Annotated in this window: 16 protein-coding genes; 11 read left to right on the top strand and 5 right to left on the bottom strand. The window is 70.8% G+C overall.

Annotation, left to right across the window (positions count from 1 at the left end; genetic code table 11):
* Window positions 1-33 precede the first annotated feature (33 nt).
* Genes AB0L37_RS31540 through AB0L37_RS31525 form a run of 4 tightly spaced genes read left to right on the top strand, consistent with a single transcriptional unit; the run spans window position 34 to window position 5619 of the window.
* Entirely contained in the window at window positions 34-1584 is a 1551-nt protein-coding gene (locus AB0L37_RS31540) for a GMC oxidoreductase (protein ID WP_365513072.1), read from the top strand.
* Window positions 1584-2678, top strand: coding sequence for a glycine betaine/L-proline ABC transporter ATP-binding protein (locus AB0L37_RS31535; RefSeq protein ID WP_365513069.1), 1095 nt, complete (start codon window positions 1584-1586; stop codon window positions 2676-2678). Before AB0L37_RS31540 ends, AB0L37_RS31535 begins: the two co-directional genes overlap by 1 nt.
* Complete coding sequence (locus AB0L37_RS31530) at window positions 2679-4652, top strand: ABC transporter permease subunit (RefSeq protein WP_365513067.1); 1974 nt, start codon at window positions 2679-2681, stop codon at window positions 4650-4652.
* Between the two features lie 25 nt (window positions 4653-4677).
* Window positions 4678-5619, top strand: coding sequence for an ABC transporter substrate-binding protein (locus AB0L37_RS31525; RefSeq protein WP_365513064.1), 942 nt, complete (start codon window positions 4678-4680; stop codon window positions 5617-5619).
* Window positions 5620-5911: 292 nt separating this feature from the next.
* Here the strand turns inward: AB0L37_RS31525 and AB0L37_RS31520 are convergent, their stop codons facing one another.
* A complete protein-coding gene (locus AB0L37_RS31520) occupies window positions 5912-6424 on the bottom strand; it encodes a GNAT family protein (RefSeq protein ID WP_365513238.1) in 513 nt (170 codons plus the stop codon).
* 79 nt (window positions 6425-6503) lie between these two features.
* Here AB0L37_RS31520 and AB0L37_RS31515 point away from each other — a divergent pair, with 79 nt between their 5' ends.
* The 6 genes from AB0L37_RS31515 (at window position 6504) to AB0L37_RS31490 (ending at window position 10450) form a co-directional block, all read left to right on the top strand.
* Window positions 6504-6875 (top strand): hypothetical protein, encoded by a 372-nt coding sequence (locus tag AB0L37_RS31515; protein WP_365513061.1) that lies wholly within the window; start codon window positions 6504-6506, stop codon window positions 6873-6875.
* 47 nt (window positions 6876-6922) lie between these two features.
* Window positions 6923-7450: a hypothetical protein gene (locus tag AB0L37_RS31510; RefSeq protein ID WP_365513058.1), complete on the top strand. Its 528-nt coding sequence runs from the start codon at window positions 6923-6925 to the stop codon at window positions 7448-7450.
* 100 nt (window positions 7451-7550) lie between these two features.
* Complete coding sequence (locus tag AB0L37_RS31505; RefSeq protein ID WP_365513056.1) at window positions 7551-8387, top strand: DUF6461 domain-containing protein; 837 nt, start codon at window positions 7551-7553, stop codon at window positions 8385-8387.
* A 62-nt stretch (window positions 8388-8449) separates the two neighbouring features.
* On the top strand, window positions 8450-8854 hold the full coding sequence (locus tag AB0L37_RS31500; RefSeq protein ID WP_365513053.1) for a hypothetical protein: 405 nt from the start codon (window positions 8450-8452) through the stop codon (window positions 8852-8854).
* Between the two features lie 436 nt (window positions 8855-9290).
* Window positions 9291-9800, top strand: a complete 510-nt coding sequence (locus tag AB0L37_RS31495; RefSeq protein WP_365513050.1) for an ATP-binding protein — start codon at window positions 9291-9293, stop codon at window positions 9798-9800.
* A gap of 47 nt (window positions 9801-9847) precedes the next feature.
* On the top strand, window positions 9848-10450 hold the full coding sequence (locus tag AB0L37_RS31490; RefSeq protein WP_365513047.1) for a Uma2 family endonuclease: 603 nt from the start codon (window positions 9848-9850) through the stop codon (window positions 10448-10450).
* Window positions 10451-10466: 16 nt separating this feature from the next.
* On the opposite strand, the gene AB0L37_RS31485 is transcribed toward AB0L37_RS31490, so the two are convergent.
* Genes AB0L37_RS31485 through AB0L37_RS31470 form a run of 4 tightly spaced genes read right to left on the bottom strand, consistent with a single transcriptional unit; the run spans window position 10467 to window position 12721 of the window.
* A complete protein-coding gene (locus AB0L37_RS31485; protein WP_365513045.1) occupies window positions 10467-10988 on the bottom strand; it encodes a hypothetical protein in 522 nt (173 codons plus the stop codon).
* A gap of 43 nt (window positions 10989-11031) precedes the next feature.
* On the bottom strand, window positions 11032-11775 hold the full coding sequence (locus AB0L37_RS31480; protein ID WP_365513042.1) for an isocitrate lyase/phosphoenolpyruvate mutase family protein: 744 nt from the start codon (window positions 11773-11775) through the stop codon (window positions 11032-11034).
* A complete protein-coding gene (locus tag AB0L37_RS31475) occupies window positions 11769-12218 on the bottom strand; it encodes a carboxymuconolactone decarboxylase family protein (RefSeq protein WP_365513039.1) in 450 nt (149 codons plus the stop codon). The genes AB0L37_RS31480 and AB0L37_RS31475 overlap by 7 nt, the downstream gene beginning before the upstream one ends.
* A complete protein-coding gene (locus AB0L37_RS31470; protein WP_365513036.1) occupies window positions 12215-12721 on the bottom strand; it encodes a carboxymuconolactone decarboxylase family protein in 507 nt (168 codons plus the stop codon). Before AB0L37_RS31470 ends, AB0L37_RS31475 begins: the two co-directional genes overlap by 4 nt.
* A 47-nt stretch (window positions 12722-12768) precedes the next feature.
* Here AB0L37_RS31470 and AB0L37_RS31465 point away from each other — a divergent pair, with 47 nt between their 5' ends.
* Window positions 12769-14193 (top strand): PLP-dependent aminotransferase family protein, encoded by a 1425-nt coding sequence (locus tag AB0L37_RS31465; RefSeq protein ID WP_365513033.1) that lies wholly within the window; start codon window positions 12769-12771, stop codon window positions 14191-14193.
* Window positions 14194-14310: the final 117 nt, after the last annotated feature.

Below are 14310 nucleotides of genomic sequence, written 5' to 3'. Positions count from 1 at the left end.
GCGAAGTACCTTGCTAAGCCTTGGAGTTGACGCATGACTGAGCAGAACGACCTGCCCGAAACCACGTACGACTACGTCGTCGTCGGCGGTGGCACCGCTGGATCGGTGATCGCCTCCCGGCTGACCGAGGACCCGGACGTCACCGTCGCCGTCATCGAAGGCGGCCCCAGCGACATCGACCGCGACGACGTGCTCACCCTGCGCCGCTGGCTCGGACTGCTCGGCGGCGACCTCGACTACGGCTACACCACCACCGAGCAGCCGCGCGGCAACTCGCACATCCTGCACAGCCGCGCGAAGGTCCTCGGCGGCTGCTCCTCGCACAACACGCTGATCTCGTTCAAGCCGCTGCCCGGCGACTGGGACGAGTGGGCCGCCGCGGGCGCCGAGGGCTGGGACCACAAGGCGATGGACCCGTACTTCGGCAAGCTCCGCAACAACATCGTGCCGGTCGACGAGAAGGACCGGAACGCCATCGCCCGCGACTTCGTCGAGGCCGCGCGGAAGGCGACCGGTGTGCCGCGCGTCGAGGGCTTCAACAAGGCCCCGTTCAAGGACGGTGTCGGCTTCTTCGACCTCGCGTACCACCCGGAGAACAACAAGCGCTCCAGTGCCTCGGTGGCGTATCTGCACCCCCACATGGAGGCGGGCGACCGCCCCAACCTGACGCTCCTGCTGGAGACGTGGGCGTACCGGCTCGACTTCGACGGTGACCTGCGGGCGCGCGGCGTGCGCGTGCGCGCCAAGGACGGCTCCGAGTCGCTGATATCCGCGCGGCGTGAAGTCGTCGTCTGCGCGGGCGCCGTCGACACGCCGCGACTCCTGCTGCACTCCGGCATCGGCCCCAAGGCCGACCTCGAAGCCCTCGGCATCCCCGTCCTGCACGATCTGCCGGGTGTCGGCGAGAACCTGCTCGACCACCCGGAGTCGGTCATCGTCTGGGAGACGGACGGGCCGATCCCCGAGAACAGCGCGATGGACAGCGACGCGGGGCTCTTCGTCCAGCGGGACCCGCAGGCCGCCGGGCCCGACCTGATGTTCCACTTCTACCAGATCCCGTTCACGGACAACCCGGAGCGGCTCGGCTACGAGAAGCCCGAGCACGGGGTGTCCATGACGCCGAACATCCCGAAGCCCCGCAGCCGCGGCCGCCTCTACCTGACCAGCGCGGACCCCGAGGCCAAGCCCGCCCTCGACTTCCGGTACTTCACCGACGAGGACGACTACGACGGCCGCACCCTCGTCGACGGCATCAAGATCGCCCGCGAGATCGCGAAGACCGAGCCGCTGGCCGGCTGGCTGGGCCGCGAGGTCTGCCCCGGCCCCGACGTCGTCGACGACGAGGCGCTGAGCGAGTACGCCCGTAAGGTCGCTCACACCGTCTACCACCCGGCAGGTACGTGCCGCATGGGTGCCGTGGACGATGAACTCGCCGTGGTGGACCCTGAGTTGAAGGTGCGCGGGCTGCAAGCCATCCGTATCGCCGACGCGTCCGTCTTCCCGACGATGCCCGCGGTGAACCCGATGATCGGGGTGCTCATGGTCGGGGAGAAGTGTGCCGAACTGATGGGTGGTGATGCGTGATGAGTACGACCACTGCTCCTGCCGTCACGAAGAACGAGACCGTCTTCTCCGTCCGCAACCTGTGGAAGGTCTTCGGGCCGAAGGCCGAACGGGTCCCGCGGCAAGCCGAGTTGGCGTCCCTGGACGCCGCCGAACTGCGTGCACGCACCGGCTGCACCGCCGCCGTCCGTGACGTCTCCTTCGACGTCAGGCGCGGCGAGGTCTTCGTCGTCATGGGCCTGTCCGGCTCCGGCAAGTCGACCCTCGTACGCTGCCTGACCCGGCTCATCGAGCCGACGTCGGGGACCCTGGAGATCGACGGCGAGGACGTCCTCGCCATGGACAAGGGCCGGCTGCGCGCGCTGCGCAGGCACCGCGCCGCGATGGTCTTCCAGCACTTCGGGCTGCTCCCGCACCGCACCGTCCTCGACAACGTCGCCTACGGCCTGGAGATCCAGGGCATGGGCCGGGCCGAGCGCCGCGCGAAGGCCGCCGAGGTCGTCGCGAAGGTGGGCCTGGAAGGTCTGGAGGCGCGCCGCCCCGGCCAGCTCTCCGGCGGCCAGCAGCAGCGTGTGGGCCTGGCCCGCGCGCTCGCCGTCGACCCCGAAGTCCTCCTCTTCGACGAGCCGTTCAGCGCGCTCGACCCGCTGATCCGGCGCGACATGCAGGAGGAGGTCGTCCGGCTGCACCGCGAGGAGGGCCGCACGATGGTCTTCATCACGCACGACTTGAACGAGGCGCTGCGCCTCGGCGACCGTATCGCCCTCATGCGCGACGGCAAGATCGTGCAGCTCGGTACGCCCGAGGAGATCGTGGGCTCGCCCGCCGACGACTACGTGCGCGAGTTCGTCCGCGACGTGCCGCGCGAGCAGGTCATGACCGTCCGCCGGGCCATGCGGCCCGCCGACGCCGACGAGGCGGAGCGCGGCGCCGCCGTCGCCCCCGACGCCACCGTGTCCGAGGCCATCGAGGCCGTCGCGCGCACCGGGTTCGCCGTGCGCGTGATGGACGACGGGAAGTGCCTGGGCGTCGTCGACCACGAGCGGCTCATCTCCGTCGTCGGCGGTGGTGTGGCCCCGGGCGCCCCGAGGACCGCGGGCGAGGAGGCGGTATAGATGACCGCCGCAGCCACCACCGCCCCCCTCAAGGAGAGCGCGGGCCCGCTGGACGCCCTGCGCCGCAACCGCGCCGTCGGCAAGCTCCTGCTGCTCGCCGTCGCCGCGGCTGTCCTCGTGCCCGTGGCCAACTCGCACTGGGCGAGCGGCACTTGGCCGCACGCTCTCACCGTCGACCTGACCGAACCGCTCGGCAAGACGACCGACTGGGTCATCGACAACCGCGACAGCCACCCGCTGTTCCTGTACTTCCTCGGCCACATCAGCAACGCGATCGTCGTCTCCATCCGCGCCGTCTACCTCGTCCTGCTCGCCGCGGGCTGGGCCGGCGTCACCGCGGCCGCCGGCCTCGTCGCGTGGCGTGTCGCCGGCTGGCGGATGGGCGCCGGAGCCGTCGTCGCGTTCCTCGCGTGCGGCGCCCTCGGCATGTGGATCCCCACCATGCAGACCCTCGCGCTGATGGTGATCGCCGTCCTCGCCTCGGTGGTCCTGGGCGTCGCGCTCGGCCTCGCCGCGGGCCTGAGCGACCGCCTGTACCGCGCCCTGCGCCCGGTCCTCGACACCATGCAGGTGCTGCCCGCGTACGCGTATCTGCTCCCCGTCGTCCTCGTCTTCGGCATGGGCGTCCCGGCCGCCGTCCTCGCCACCGTCGTCTACGCCGCTCCGCCGATGGCCCGGCTCACCGCGCTCGGCCTGCGCGCGGCCGACGGCGGCGTCATGGAGGCCGTCGCCTCCCTCGGCGCCACCGCCCGCCAGCGCCTGTTCACGGCACGGCTGCCGCTGGCCCGCAAGCAGATCCTGCTCGGCCTCAACCAGACGATCATGATGGCGCTCTCCATGGCCGTCATCGCCTCCGTCATCGGCGCGGCCGGCCTCGGTGACCGCGTCTACCAGGCCCTCGCCTCCGTCGACGTCGGCGCGGCGCTCGCCGCGGGCATCCCGATCGTGCTCCTCGCGGTCGTCCTCGACCGTGTCACGGGCGCGGCGGGCGAACGCCTCGGCTCCCAGGAGACGTCGTCCGTCCACTGGAAGTGGGACGTGCTGGCCGTCGCCGCCGGCACCGCGGTCGTCGCCCTCGCGGGCCGCTTCGCCGACCGCCTCGACTGGCCCGACTCCTGGGTCGTCACCATCGCGACGCCCGTCAACGACGCCGTCGACTGGATGACCGACCACCTCTACACCGGCGTCCCCTACATCGGCGGCACCGCCGACTGGGCCGCCCACTTCACCACCTGGATCCTCGACCCGGTCCGCGACGGCCTCACCTGGCTGCCCTGGTGGTCGGTCCTGCTGATCGTCGCGGCGCTGGCCTGGCTGATCGGCACGTGGCGCACCGCCCTGACCGCCGTCCTCGCCATGGCCGCGATCGGCGTACTCGGCGTGTGGAAGCCGTCGCTCGACACGCTCTCGCAGGTCCTCGCGGCCGTCGCGGTGACGCTGGTCCTCGGCTTCGCGATCGCGGTGGCGGCGGCCCGCAGCACCCGCGTCGAACGGCTGCTCCGCCCCGTCCTCGACGTCTTCCAGACGATGCCGCAGTTCGTGTACCTGATCCCGGTCGTCGCCCTGTTCGGCGTCGGCCGCGCCCCGGCCGTCGCCGCGGCCGTCGTCTACGCGCTGCCCGCCGTCGTCCGCATCACCACACAGGGTCTACGAGGCGTCGACCCGGCCGCGATGGAAGCGTCCAGGTCCCTGGGCGCGACCCCGGGCCAGCAGCTCCGCCAGGTCCAGCTCCCGCTGGCCCGCCCGGCGTTGCTCCTCGCCGTCAACCAGGGCGTCGTCCTGGTCCTCGCCGTCGTCATCATCGGCGGCCTGGTCGGCGGTGGCGCGCTCGGCTACGACGTCGTCTTCGGCCTCGCCCAGGGCGACCTCGCCACGGGCCTCGTCGCCGGCGCCGCGATCGTCTGCCTCGGTCTGATGCTTGACCGGGTGACCCAGCCGACGGAACGCCGCACGCGGGACGGAAAGGAGGCCTGAGATGACGCGAACTCGTAGGTCTCTCATGGCAGTTGCAGGCGCGGGGGCGCTTCTGGCCGTCACCGGCTGCGGCGCCGCCGACATGACCAAGCAGGCGTCCCCGTTCGCCAACGCGCAGGGCGCGAAGACGGTGACCCTCTCGGTCCAGTCCTGGGTGGGCGCCCAGGCCAACGTCGCGGTCGCCCAGTACCTCCTGGAGCACGAGCTCGGCTATCGCGTCGACACCGTCCAGGTCGACGAGGTCCCGGCCTGGGACGCGCTCAGCCAGGGACGCGTCGACGCGATCATGGAGGATTGGGGCCACCCCGACCAGGAGCAGCGCTACGTCAAGGACAAGAAGACGATCGTGAACGGCGGCGACCTCGGCGTCACCGGACACATCGGCTGGTTCGTCCCGACGTACTTCGCGAAGCAGCACCCGGACGTCACGAACTACAAGAACCTCAACAAGTACGCGTCGCAGATGAAGACGGCGGAGAGCGGCGGCAAGGGCCAACTCCTCGACGGCTCACCGTCGTACGTGACGAACGACAAGGCGCTGGTCAACAACCTGGACCTGGACTACCAGGTCGTCTTCTCCGGTTCGGAGGCGGCGCAGATCACGCAGATCAAGCAATTCGCGAAGCAGCGCAAGCCCTTCCTCACGTACTGGTACCAGCCGCAGTGGCTGTTCAAGAAGGTCCCGATGACGGAGGTGAAGCTCCCCGCCTACAAGGAGGGCTGCGACGCCGACCCGAAGAAGGTGGCCTGCGCGTACCCGAAGACGCCGCTGCAGAAGTACCTCAACGCGGACTTCGCGAAGAAGGGCGGCAAGGCCGCGGGCCTCCTCAAGAACTTCAAGTGGACGACGGAGGACCAGAACGAGGTCTCCCTCCTGATCGCCGACCAGAAGCTCACCCCCGAGCAGGCCGCGAAGAAGTGGGTCGACACCCACCGCTCGACATGGAAGGCGTGGCTCGCGAACTAACGGGGCAGAACGACTTGGTGCCGGGCGCTTTTCCTGACGGGGGCGCCCGGCACCGTCATGCGCGGCCGGGCCTCCGTTTGCCCGTAGTGACCTGCGAACCGTTCTTCAGTGCCGCGAGTACGGAGGTGAACATGTGCCCTGGGCTGTTGATCGACGACGAGAAGACTGCTGGTGTGGTTCCTGGCCACCGGCAGCCAGTGGGAGTGCACCTCGGATCCGACCATGAACCAGTCGTCCCCGTCGGCGCGTGCTCGGCCAGCCAGTGGTCGAGTTCGGTGAGGGTGCGCGAGGCCTACTCCAACTCCTCCGCCAGCAGGTCCATCAGCAGCCCGTCGTGCCAACTGCCGTCCGGGCCGCGCTCGTACTGCCGTATGATGCCCACCGGGCGGAAGCCGACCTTGCGATAGCAGCGGATGGCGGGGGCGTTGTCGGCGGCCGGGTCGATCACCAGCCGGTGGTATCCGTGATCGTCGATCAGATGGCGAGCCAGGGTGCGGACGGCGTCAGTGCCGAGGCCCTTCCCGTGCACCGCGGGGTCGAGGTAGATGTCGATGTTGGCGTGCCGGTAGTCCGGATCGTCCTCGGCACCCCACTGGACGGCACCGACCACCCTGCCGTCATGCTCGACCACGAAGGTCCGCACCGCGGGATCTTCGAGGTCCTGGGTCACCGCGGCCGTCAGGTCGTGGCCGCCCCGCCAGCGCGCGTACACCTCGGGCGTGGTCCGGATCGCGGTCAGGGCGGGGATGTCGCCCGGCGTCGACGGACGAAGGGTCACCAGGGCTCCCCGCAGGACCGGCTGCATACCCCTGATGATCCCGGACTTCGGAGCCACTCGTCCAGTCTCACGATTAGTCCTGGCCGAACCGCAAGGAGCGCCACCCGTGTCATACCCGCAACAGCGCACGCCCGAAGAGCAACTCGCCGCTGCGAAGCAGCTGTTGGGCCTTCCTCATATCGTCGCGATCTGCGGCTCGACCCGCTTCATGGCCGAGATGAACGAGGCCGACGTACGGGAGACCGAAGCCGGAAGGATCGTCGTCAAGCCGAGCTGCGGCCTGGGCTCTGCCGAGGCCGCGGCGTTGAAGCCCCGGCTCGACGCTCTGCACCGGGCGAAGATCCGGCTCGCCGACGAGGTGCTCGTCGTCGGCGACTACGTCGGAGACAGCACCCGAGCCGAAATCTTCTACGCCCGCTCGCTGGGCAAGCCCGTACGGTTCACGCACCCCGAAGCTGACCCTGCCGGCGGAGCCTGAGTACGCGTACTCAGGCTCCGCCCGCAGACCTCGGCCACACTCACGCCATGCCCCCGCGCAGAATCACAGCCGCCCTCGTCACCGCTACCGCCGCACTGGTCCTGACCGGATGTTCCGGGGACGATCTCTTCTCCAACATGAACGGAACCCGCTCCGCCAGCGCGGAGCCGCCCTCCCCGGCAAGCAGCCGGCCGCCGATCGCCGATGCCCCGCCCAACTACGGAGACAACAGCCGAGTTCGCCGGCCGAAGCCGATGACGCCCCGGGACGAGCAGGCGGCCACGCATCTGGCGCGGGACGTCAGGCGTGTTCTGGAGACGCAGCGAGAGCAAGGGCGCATCTCCCCGGCAGAAGTGCGCCGAGTTCTCGAAGACCTCGTCGCGCCCGCACGGCTCGATGTCGGCAACCGCAGGACCGGCACCGCTCCGGCCGTGCAGGCGGACGGCAGCACCTTCGGTGTCTTCGTCGACAGCACTGCTTGCGTCAACGGGGCGGTGAGCGAGCGGCGTGTCTGGGTCAGCGTGACAGGCCACTACCCGGAGACGGGTTGCGTCGAGCCGCTTGCCCCCCATTAGCGCCCGGGGCGCAGGCCGGAGCGGATGAGCCCGATGGCGTCGGAGCGGCCCGCTTCGCTCAGGGGAGGCATTGTCAGAGGCAGCAGCCACACTGCGCCGTATGAACTTGGTGACTGCGCACGACTACGCCTGGATCCGCACCTCGCCGCTCTTCCGTCGCATGTCGGCGAGCGGATACACCTTGACGTTGATACGGGGGAGGACCCCGCAGGAGGTGCTGCGCACGACGGGGGCGGAGCCGCGCGGCACCGGGGAGGGCGCGGCCGGGCTGACCGAGGCGGATGACGCCCACCGTGACGAGATAGCTGGCGACTACTGGGACGAGTCCTACGTCGCGGGCGCCTTCAAGGCCGCGGGCGAGCAAGGCGACTGGACGGTGGTCCTCGCCTTCGACGGTGGCCTTGGGCTACCGCACATGGGGACGCTGTCGGAGGGCGGCCGGGTCGTGGCCCACTCGACCAACGGCGGCAAGCCCATCGACCTCTTCCACTGGTTTGAGGACGGTGAGCTCCGTACGACATTCGAGGGCCCCTCGGCACGCGACGGCAGCAGCCCCGATGAACTGGTCCCCCTGTTGCGGGAAGTCGGCTTCCCCCTGACTCCTGACGGGGAGCACAACGAGAGAGCCTCGACGGTTGGCGGGAAGGCGGCGGTCCTCGCTCTGGCCGAGAGGCTCACCGGCGTGGGCATCACCGAGTCACTCCTTCAGGACGCCACCTACGAACTGGGGCTCGTCCCCGAACAGCCTGCCGAGGAGTGGACCGGCCTGGTGATCGACATCACCGACGCCCATGGAGAGCGTTTGTACGAGGAATGGACCTACGAGGAGACCGCGACGGCGTTCGACCGCGCACGGGCGGAGGCGAACGCGCCGGTCGTGACCGTCTACAACGAGCCTCGCGCCCAAGGTCGTTCGGAGGACGAGACGGAGGAGTAGGAAGTGGGTGCTTTCGAGGACCGAGGCAGACGACGACTCTCTACTCTTGCGATGCTGTCGGGATGATCCCTTGGACCCTGATCGATCTGGACCGTGCCCTGCGCGCCAGTTGGGCTGCTGACACCTGCTCTCCGGACGACCTTGCCCGCTCGGGCTGGCAGTCGGAGAATCCGGCCTGGGGCCACTGCGACATCACGGCCCTGATCGTCCATGACGTCTTCGGTGGCGACCTCATGGCCGGTGAAGCGCACGTCGACGGAGTCCAGCACGGATTCCACATGTGGAACCGGCTGCCCAGCGGGGTCGAGCTGGACCTGACGCGTGAGCAGTTCCAGCGTGGCCAGACGGTCTCCGAGGGCTGGGTGGTCGAACGTCCGCCTGGCCCGCTGCGCCGCTGGGACGAGTACCTCCTCCTTCGCGAGCGGGTCATGGAGCGCCTCGGTTCGCTTCCCGAGCCTGCTCTATAGACGGCTTGGGCGTCGCCTGGGCGACTGGCGGCGTTCGCGTCCGCGAGCTGGTCGACGCCGAGTGCGAGGCGCTCGTGCCGGAAAAAAACGGCGTCCTGCCCGCCGACCTCGTCACCTGCAACCGCCCTTGTAGCGCCAGTAGAGGAGTGCGGTTGCGACCAGAAGGACCACAAAGCCAGCGCGGGCAGCGGTGTTACCTCGTCCGCGAAGCGGGTGCGGAGGGCGGGGGCGTCGCCCGGCACGCTGATCGCCTTGAGGACCTGCAGGTTCACCTTGCTCGGCGGCTGCAGGAGCGGGTGTGTGGGTCGGGCGAGACCCCGGGTGACCTCGGTGGTGAGGAAGGCCCCGTTCTCGTACGGGAGTTGGCGCGTGACCTGAGTGACGTACTGCTGATCGCAGAGTGTCGTGGTGACCGCCTCGGCCTGTCGGGCTTGGAGTGGGGCGGCGAGGTGGGCCGCTATGCGCCGGTGGAGGCCCGGATCGCCGATGTCGCCCACGCCCTCGGCTCTTCTGCGGGAGAGGCCGTCACGCTCATGTCCTTGTCCGGGCATCGCTTGCCTCGGCAGGCGATGCGCGTCGTCACGTACGGGGCGCGGTCGACGGATGGGGACTGGGGAACGGGACGGCGTATGCGGTGGAGGCCGTGACCGGGGAGCTCGCGGCCAACGCAGTGTCGTACGGCGGTGTCGGCGAGATCACGGTCGCGGTCGCGCGGCGCCGGGGAGACGCGGTGACCGTGTGCGTGGTGGACGGCGGGTGCGCCGAGGGCGGAGGCGGCCGCGGGCTCGGCCCCCTCAGCCCGGTGGGCGAAGCGGCCTTCGACGCCGAGTCGGGCAGGGGTCTCGCGATCGTGGAAGCGCTGGCTCATCGGTGGGGGTGGTGGGCCACCGGGCGGGGCGGGCTCGTCGTCTGGGCCGAGGTCGACACCGGGAAGGAGGTGCGATGACACGCTCGCGCTGTGCGCCTGTGGCGATACTGGGGGCGGGAGGCCCCATGACACGGCAGCAGACGACCCACTACCGGCAGCTGCGCGAGCTGCGAGACCACTTCACCCCGCCGCCGGGCTTCGCCTGGCCCGAGATCAGCGACGGACAGCTCGTGATGATGATGAATCCGCGTCCTCGCCATCAGCTGACCGCCAAGTTGGTCACCAAGCAGCTCGACCCGCAGCTGCCGGAAGGGCATCTCGCGTTCGAGGCGACGGATGTCGACGACGACGCGCTCGGCAAGCTTCGTGTCCCGGACATCCTTGTCTGCCCGCAGGACGCCATGGAGACCGACGACCCCCTTGATCCCCGTGAGATCACCCTCGCGATCGAGATCGTCTCGCCGTCGAACCCCGGCAACGACTACGAGAACAAGACGCGCGACTACCCAGCCATGGGCATCCCCCACTACGTGATCCTCGATCCGCGGGACGGGACATGGACCTACCAGTGGGAGATCGGCCGGGCCGACGGCCGTCCCGCCTACGAGAACCGGCTGCACCTCCCGTACGGCAAGACGGTCACCGTCGCCACGGACCTCGGCGCCTGGACCATCCGGACCGAAGGGCTGCCCCGTTACAGCGCGAAGGACCTGGGGCTCGCCGAGTAGCCGGTCCCGGCCCGGGCTAGGGGCGGGCGGCCGTGTCGAGGGTGTGTTCCTTGAGGAAGGCGCCCGCGTGGGCCGCGGCTTCCTCCGCCGTTGCGTGGCGCGTCCCCTCGGTGGATGCCCCGTCGGCGCCCGTGCCCGTCCAGCTCCAGTCGCCGGAAGGCGTCTGCGTCAGTTCGGCCGTCCCGCCGAAGAGGGTCAGCGTCCTGCGGCCCGCCGTCGAGCGGATGACGGCGTCGGGCCATTTCTTGCGGGCGCCCTGGCGGGTGATACCCCACACGGCACCCATTTGCTCGTAACTCGCGCCGTAGGCGCCGGCGGTCCCTGCCGCCTGGGCGGTGAGGCGCTTGACCTCGGCGTCCATCACCTTCCAGGCGGCCAGGACGGACAGCGCCACGTCGACCGGCTGTGCGTCCCACATGCGGTCCGCGGGCTGCCCGGTCTGGCGGGAGCGGATCGCCGAGGCCAGCGGATTCAAGGCGTCGTACAGCGCCTTGTCGAGTTCTGCCTGCTCTTCCGGGGTGATCTCAGAGGCCGTCATGCGACAACCTTAGTTCACGAAGACCCGGTATGGAAACTAAAGTTTACGTACTGACTTGCCTGAGTTCCGTCGCGATCTCCCGCAGCGCCGCCGTCGCCCTGCGCTGCAACCCCGGGCCGAACGTGATCCGGGTCGCGCCCAGTTCGCCCCACTCCTTGAGCGAGGGGCCGCCCAGCGGGGCGCCGATGTTGATCGGGCCCTCGATCTCCGCGCGGAGGCGGGGGAGTGCCTCCGGTGGGGCGCCGATCGGGTAGACGCAGTCGGCGCCGGCCGCGATGTAGAGGCGGGCGCGTTCGATCGCCTCGGTGACCGGGTCGGCGGCGCCCCTGATGAACGTATCGATACGAGCGTTCAGGAAGAGCTCGTCGCGCGGAGCCGCTGCTCTTGCCTCGGCGAGCCGATCGGCGTGCTGGGAGGGGTTGCTGAGGGTTCCGTCGGGGCCCGTGTCCTCCAGGTTGCAGCCGACCGCGCCCGTGTCGAGGAGGCGGGCCACCAGGTCCTTCGGCGGCAGGCCGTAGCCGGCCTCGATGTCCGCCGACACCGGGATCGAGACTGCGCGGGCGATGTGGCGGATCGCCGCGAACATCTCGTCCGCGGGCGTTTGGCCGTCCTCGTAGCCGAGTGACGCCGCGACTCCCGCGCTCGGCGTCGCCAGCGCCGGGAAGCCGGACTCCTCGAAGACGCGGGCGCTCGCCGCGTCCCACGGGCCGGGCAGGACCAGGGGGTCGCCGGGGGCGCGGTCGTGGTGCAGGGTGCGGAAGGTCCGGGCCTTCACCGCCGTCACCATGCCGGGCCTCCGGGCTCGATGCGGCGGCTGACCATCAGGCGGTTCCAGGAGTTGATGACCGTGATCGCCCCGATGAGGTGGGCGAGTTCGGGCTCCGTGAAGTGCTTCGCCGCCTGCGCGTAGACGTCGTCCGGGACGAAGCCGTCGGTCAGGACCGTGACCGCTTCGGTGAGGGCGAGCGCCGCCCGCTCCCGCTCGGTGAAGGCCTCGCCGGCCTCCTGCCAGGCGTTCAGGAGCGCGATGCGCTTCGCCGTCTCGCCGTGCTTGGCGACCGCGATGTCGACGTGCATGTCCAGGCAGAAGGCGCACGCGTTGAGTTGCGACGCGCGGATCATCACCAGTTCCGCCAGGGCCGGGTCGCCCAGGCCCTTCTTCGCCGCCGCGCTCAGCGCGGACATCGCGTTCCGGACGGCCGGGTCCAAGTACGTGGTGCGCGCGGTCACTTGTAGTCCCCGGGGGTGTAGTGGCCGGGCGACTGGCGGGTGGAGACGCCGAAGCGGTTCCAGGCGTTGATCGTCGTGATCGCGGCGATCAGCTGGGTCAGCTCGCGCTCGTCGTAGACCTTCGCCGCCTGCTCGTACACCTCGTCCGGGACGAAGCCGTCGGTGAGCACGGTGATCGCGTCGGTCAGCGCCAGGGCCGCGACCTCCCTCTCCGTGTAGAAGTGCTTGCTCTCCTCCCACGCGCTGAGCTGGATGATCCGCTCGACGCTCTCGCCCGCGGCCAGCGCGTCCTTGGAGTGCATGTCGAGGCAGAGCGCGCAGCGGTTGAGCTGCGAGGCGCGGACCTTGATCAGCTCGGCGGTCTTCGGGTCGAGGCCCGCGCGGGACGCCGCGTCCAGCTTGATCATCGCCTTGAAGACCTCGGGGGCGTGGCGCGCCCAGTCGAGGCGGGGGGTGTGCTCGTGGACGTACGGGGTGGCGGGGGTGTTGTTCGTGGTGGTCATGTACGCAAGGCTACGGAGGCATTTGCCCAGGGGTATGGTCCATTTCCATGGCAGAAAACTGGGCCACTTCGGCCTCCGGGCAGGCGCTCGGGATCGACCTGCACGTCGACGTCCCCGGGCCCTCCGGGCTGCGCCGCGGCCTCACCGACGCGCTCCGCGAAGCCGTACGCGGCGGACGCCTCGCCCCCGGCACCCGGCTGCCCTCCTCGCGCACCCTCGCCGCCGACCTGGGCATCGCCCGCAACACCGTCGCCGACGCCTACGCCGACCTCGTCGCCGAGGGCTGGCTCACCGCACGCCAGGGCTCGGGCACCCGCGTCGCCGAGCGGCCGGTGGAGGCCCCGCGCCCCGCGCCGGGCCCGAGCCGCCGCGCCGCCGGAGGGCTGCGCCACGATCTGCACCCGGGCACGCCCGACCTCGCCTCCTTCCCCCGCGCCGAGTGGCTCAAGGCCGCCCGGCGCGCCCTGAACGCCGCCCCGAACGACGCCCTCGGCTACGGCGACCCCCGCGGCCGCCCCGAACTGCGCACCGCCCTCGCCGGCTACCTCGCCCGCGCCCGCGGCGTCCACGCCGACCCCGAACGCATCGTGATCTGCGCCGGGTTCGTGCAGGGCCTGATGCTGCTCGGCGAGGTGCTGCACGCCAGGGGAGTGCGCGACGTCGCCGTGGAGTCGTACGGGCTCGACGCGCACTGGAACGTCCTGACCCGGCCGGGCCTTCGCTCCCGCCCGCTCCCGCTCGATGAACTCGGCGCGGACATCGGCCAGTTGGACGCCTGGTCCGGCGTCGGCGCCGCGCTGCTCACCCCCGCCCACCAGTTCCCGCTCGGTGTCCCGCTCCACCCCGACCGGCGGGCCGCCGCCGTCGACTGGGCGCGGCGCACCGGCGGGCTGATCCTGGAGGACGACTACGACGGGGAGTTCCGCTACGACCGCCAGCCCGTCGGCGCGCTCCAGGGCCTCGCCCCCGACCGCGTCGTCTACCTCGGCACGGCCAGCAAGTCCCTCGCTCCCGGGCTGCGGCTCGGCTGGATGGTCCTGCCCGCGTCCGTCTCCGACGAGGTCATCGAGGCGAAGGGGGCCGGCGACTGGTCGTGCGGGGTGCTCGACCAGCTCACCCTCGCCGAGTTCCTCGACTCCGGCGCCTACGACCGCCACCTGCGCGCCGCCCGTCTGCGCTACCGGCGCCGCCGCGACCAGCTCGTCACCGCCCTCGCCGAACACGCCCCCGCCGTCCGCGCCACCGGCATCGCGGCGGGTCTGCACGCGGTGCTCCAACTCCCGCCGGGCACCGAGCAGTCGGTGATCCGCGCTGCCGCCTGGCAGCGGCTCGGCGTGGCCGGGCTGTCCAGCTTCCGGCACGAGTCCGCGGCGCGGGCGGAGGGCAGGGACGCGCTGGTGGTGGGGTACGGGACGCCGGCGGACCATGCGTGGGCGGGGGCGCTGGAGATGTTGTGCCGGGTGCTGCCGTAGGGGGTGTATGGGGGTGCGGTTTCGTCTGCGGGTGAGTGGGGGCTGGTCGCGCAGTTCCCCGCGCCCCTGAGATGCGCACCTTCGGTGCGGCATCTCCCCGATAAAGGCTGAGCGGCG

The sequence above is a fragment of the Streptomyces sp. NPDC052225 genome, assembly GCF_040679615.1.
Classification (GTDB): Bacteria; Actinomycetota; Actinomycetes; order Streptomycetales; family Streptomycetaceae; genus Streptomyces.
Note: the sequence above shows the minus strand (reverse complement) of the source record. Positions and strands in the feature narration are given on the sequence as shown.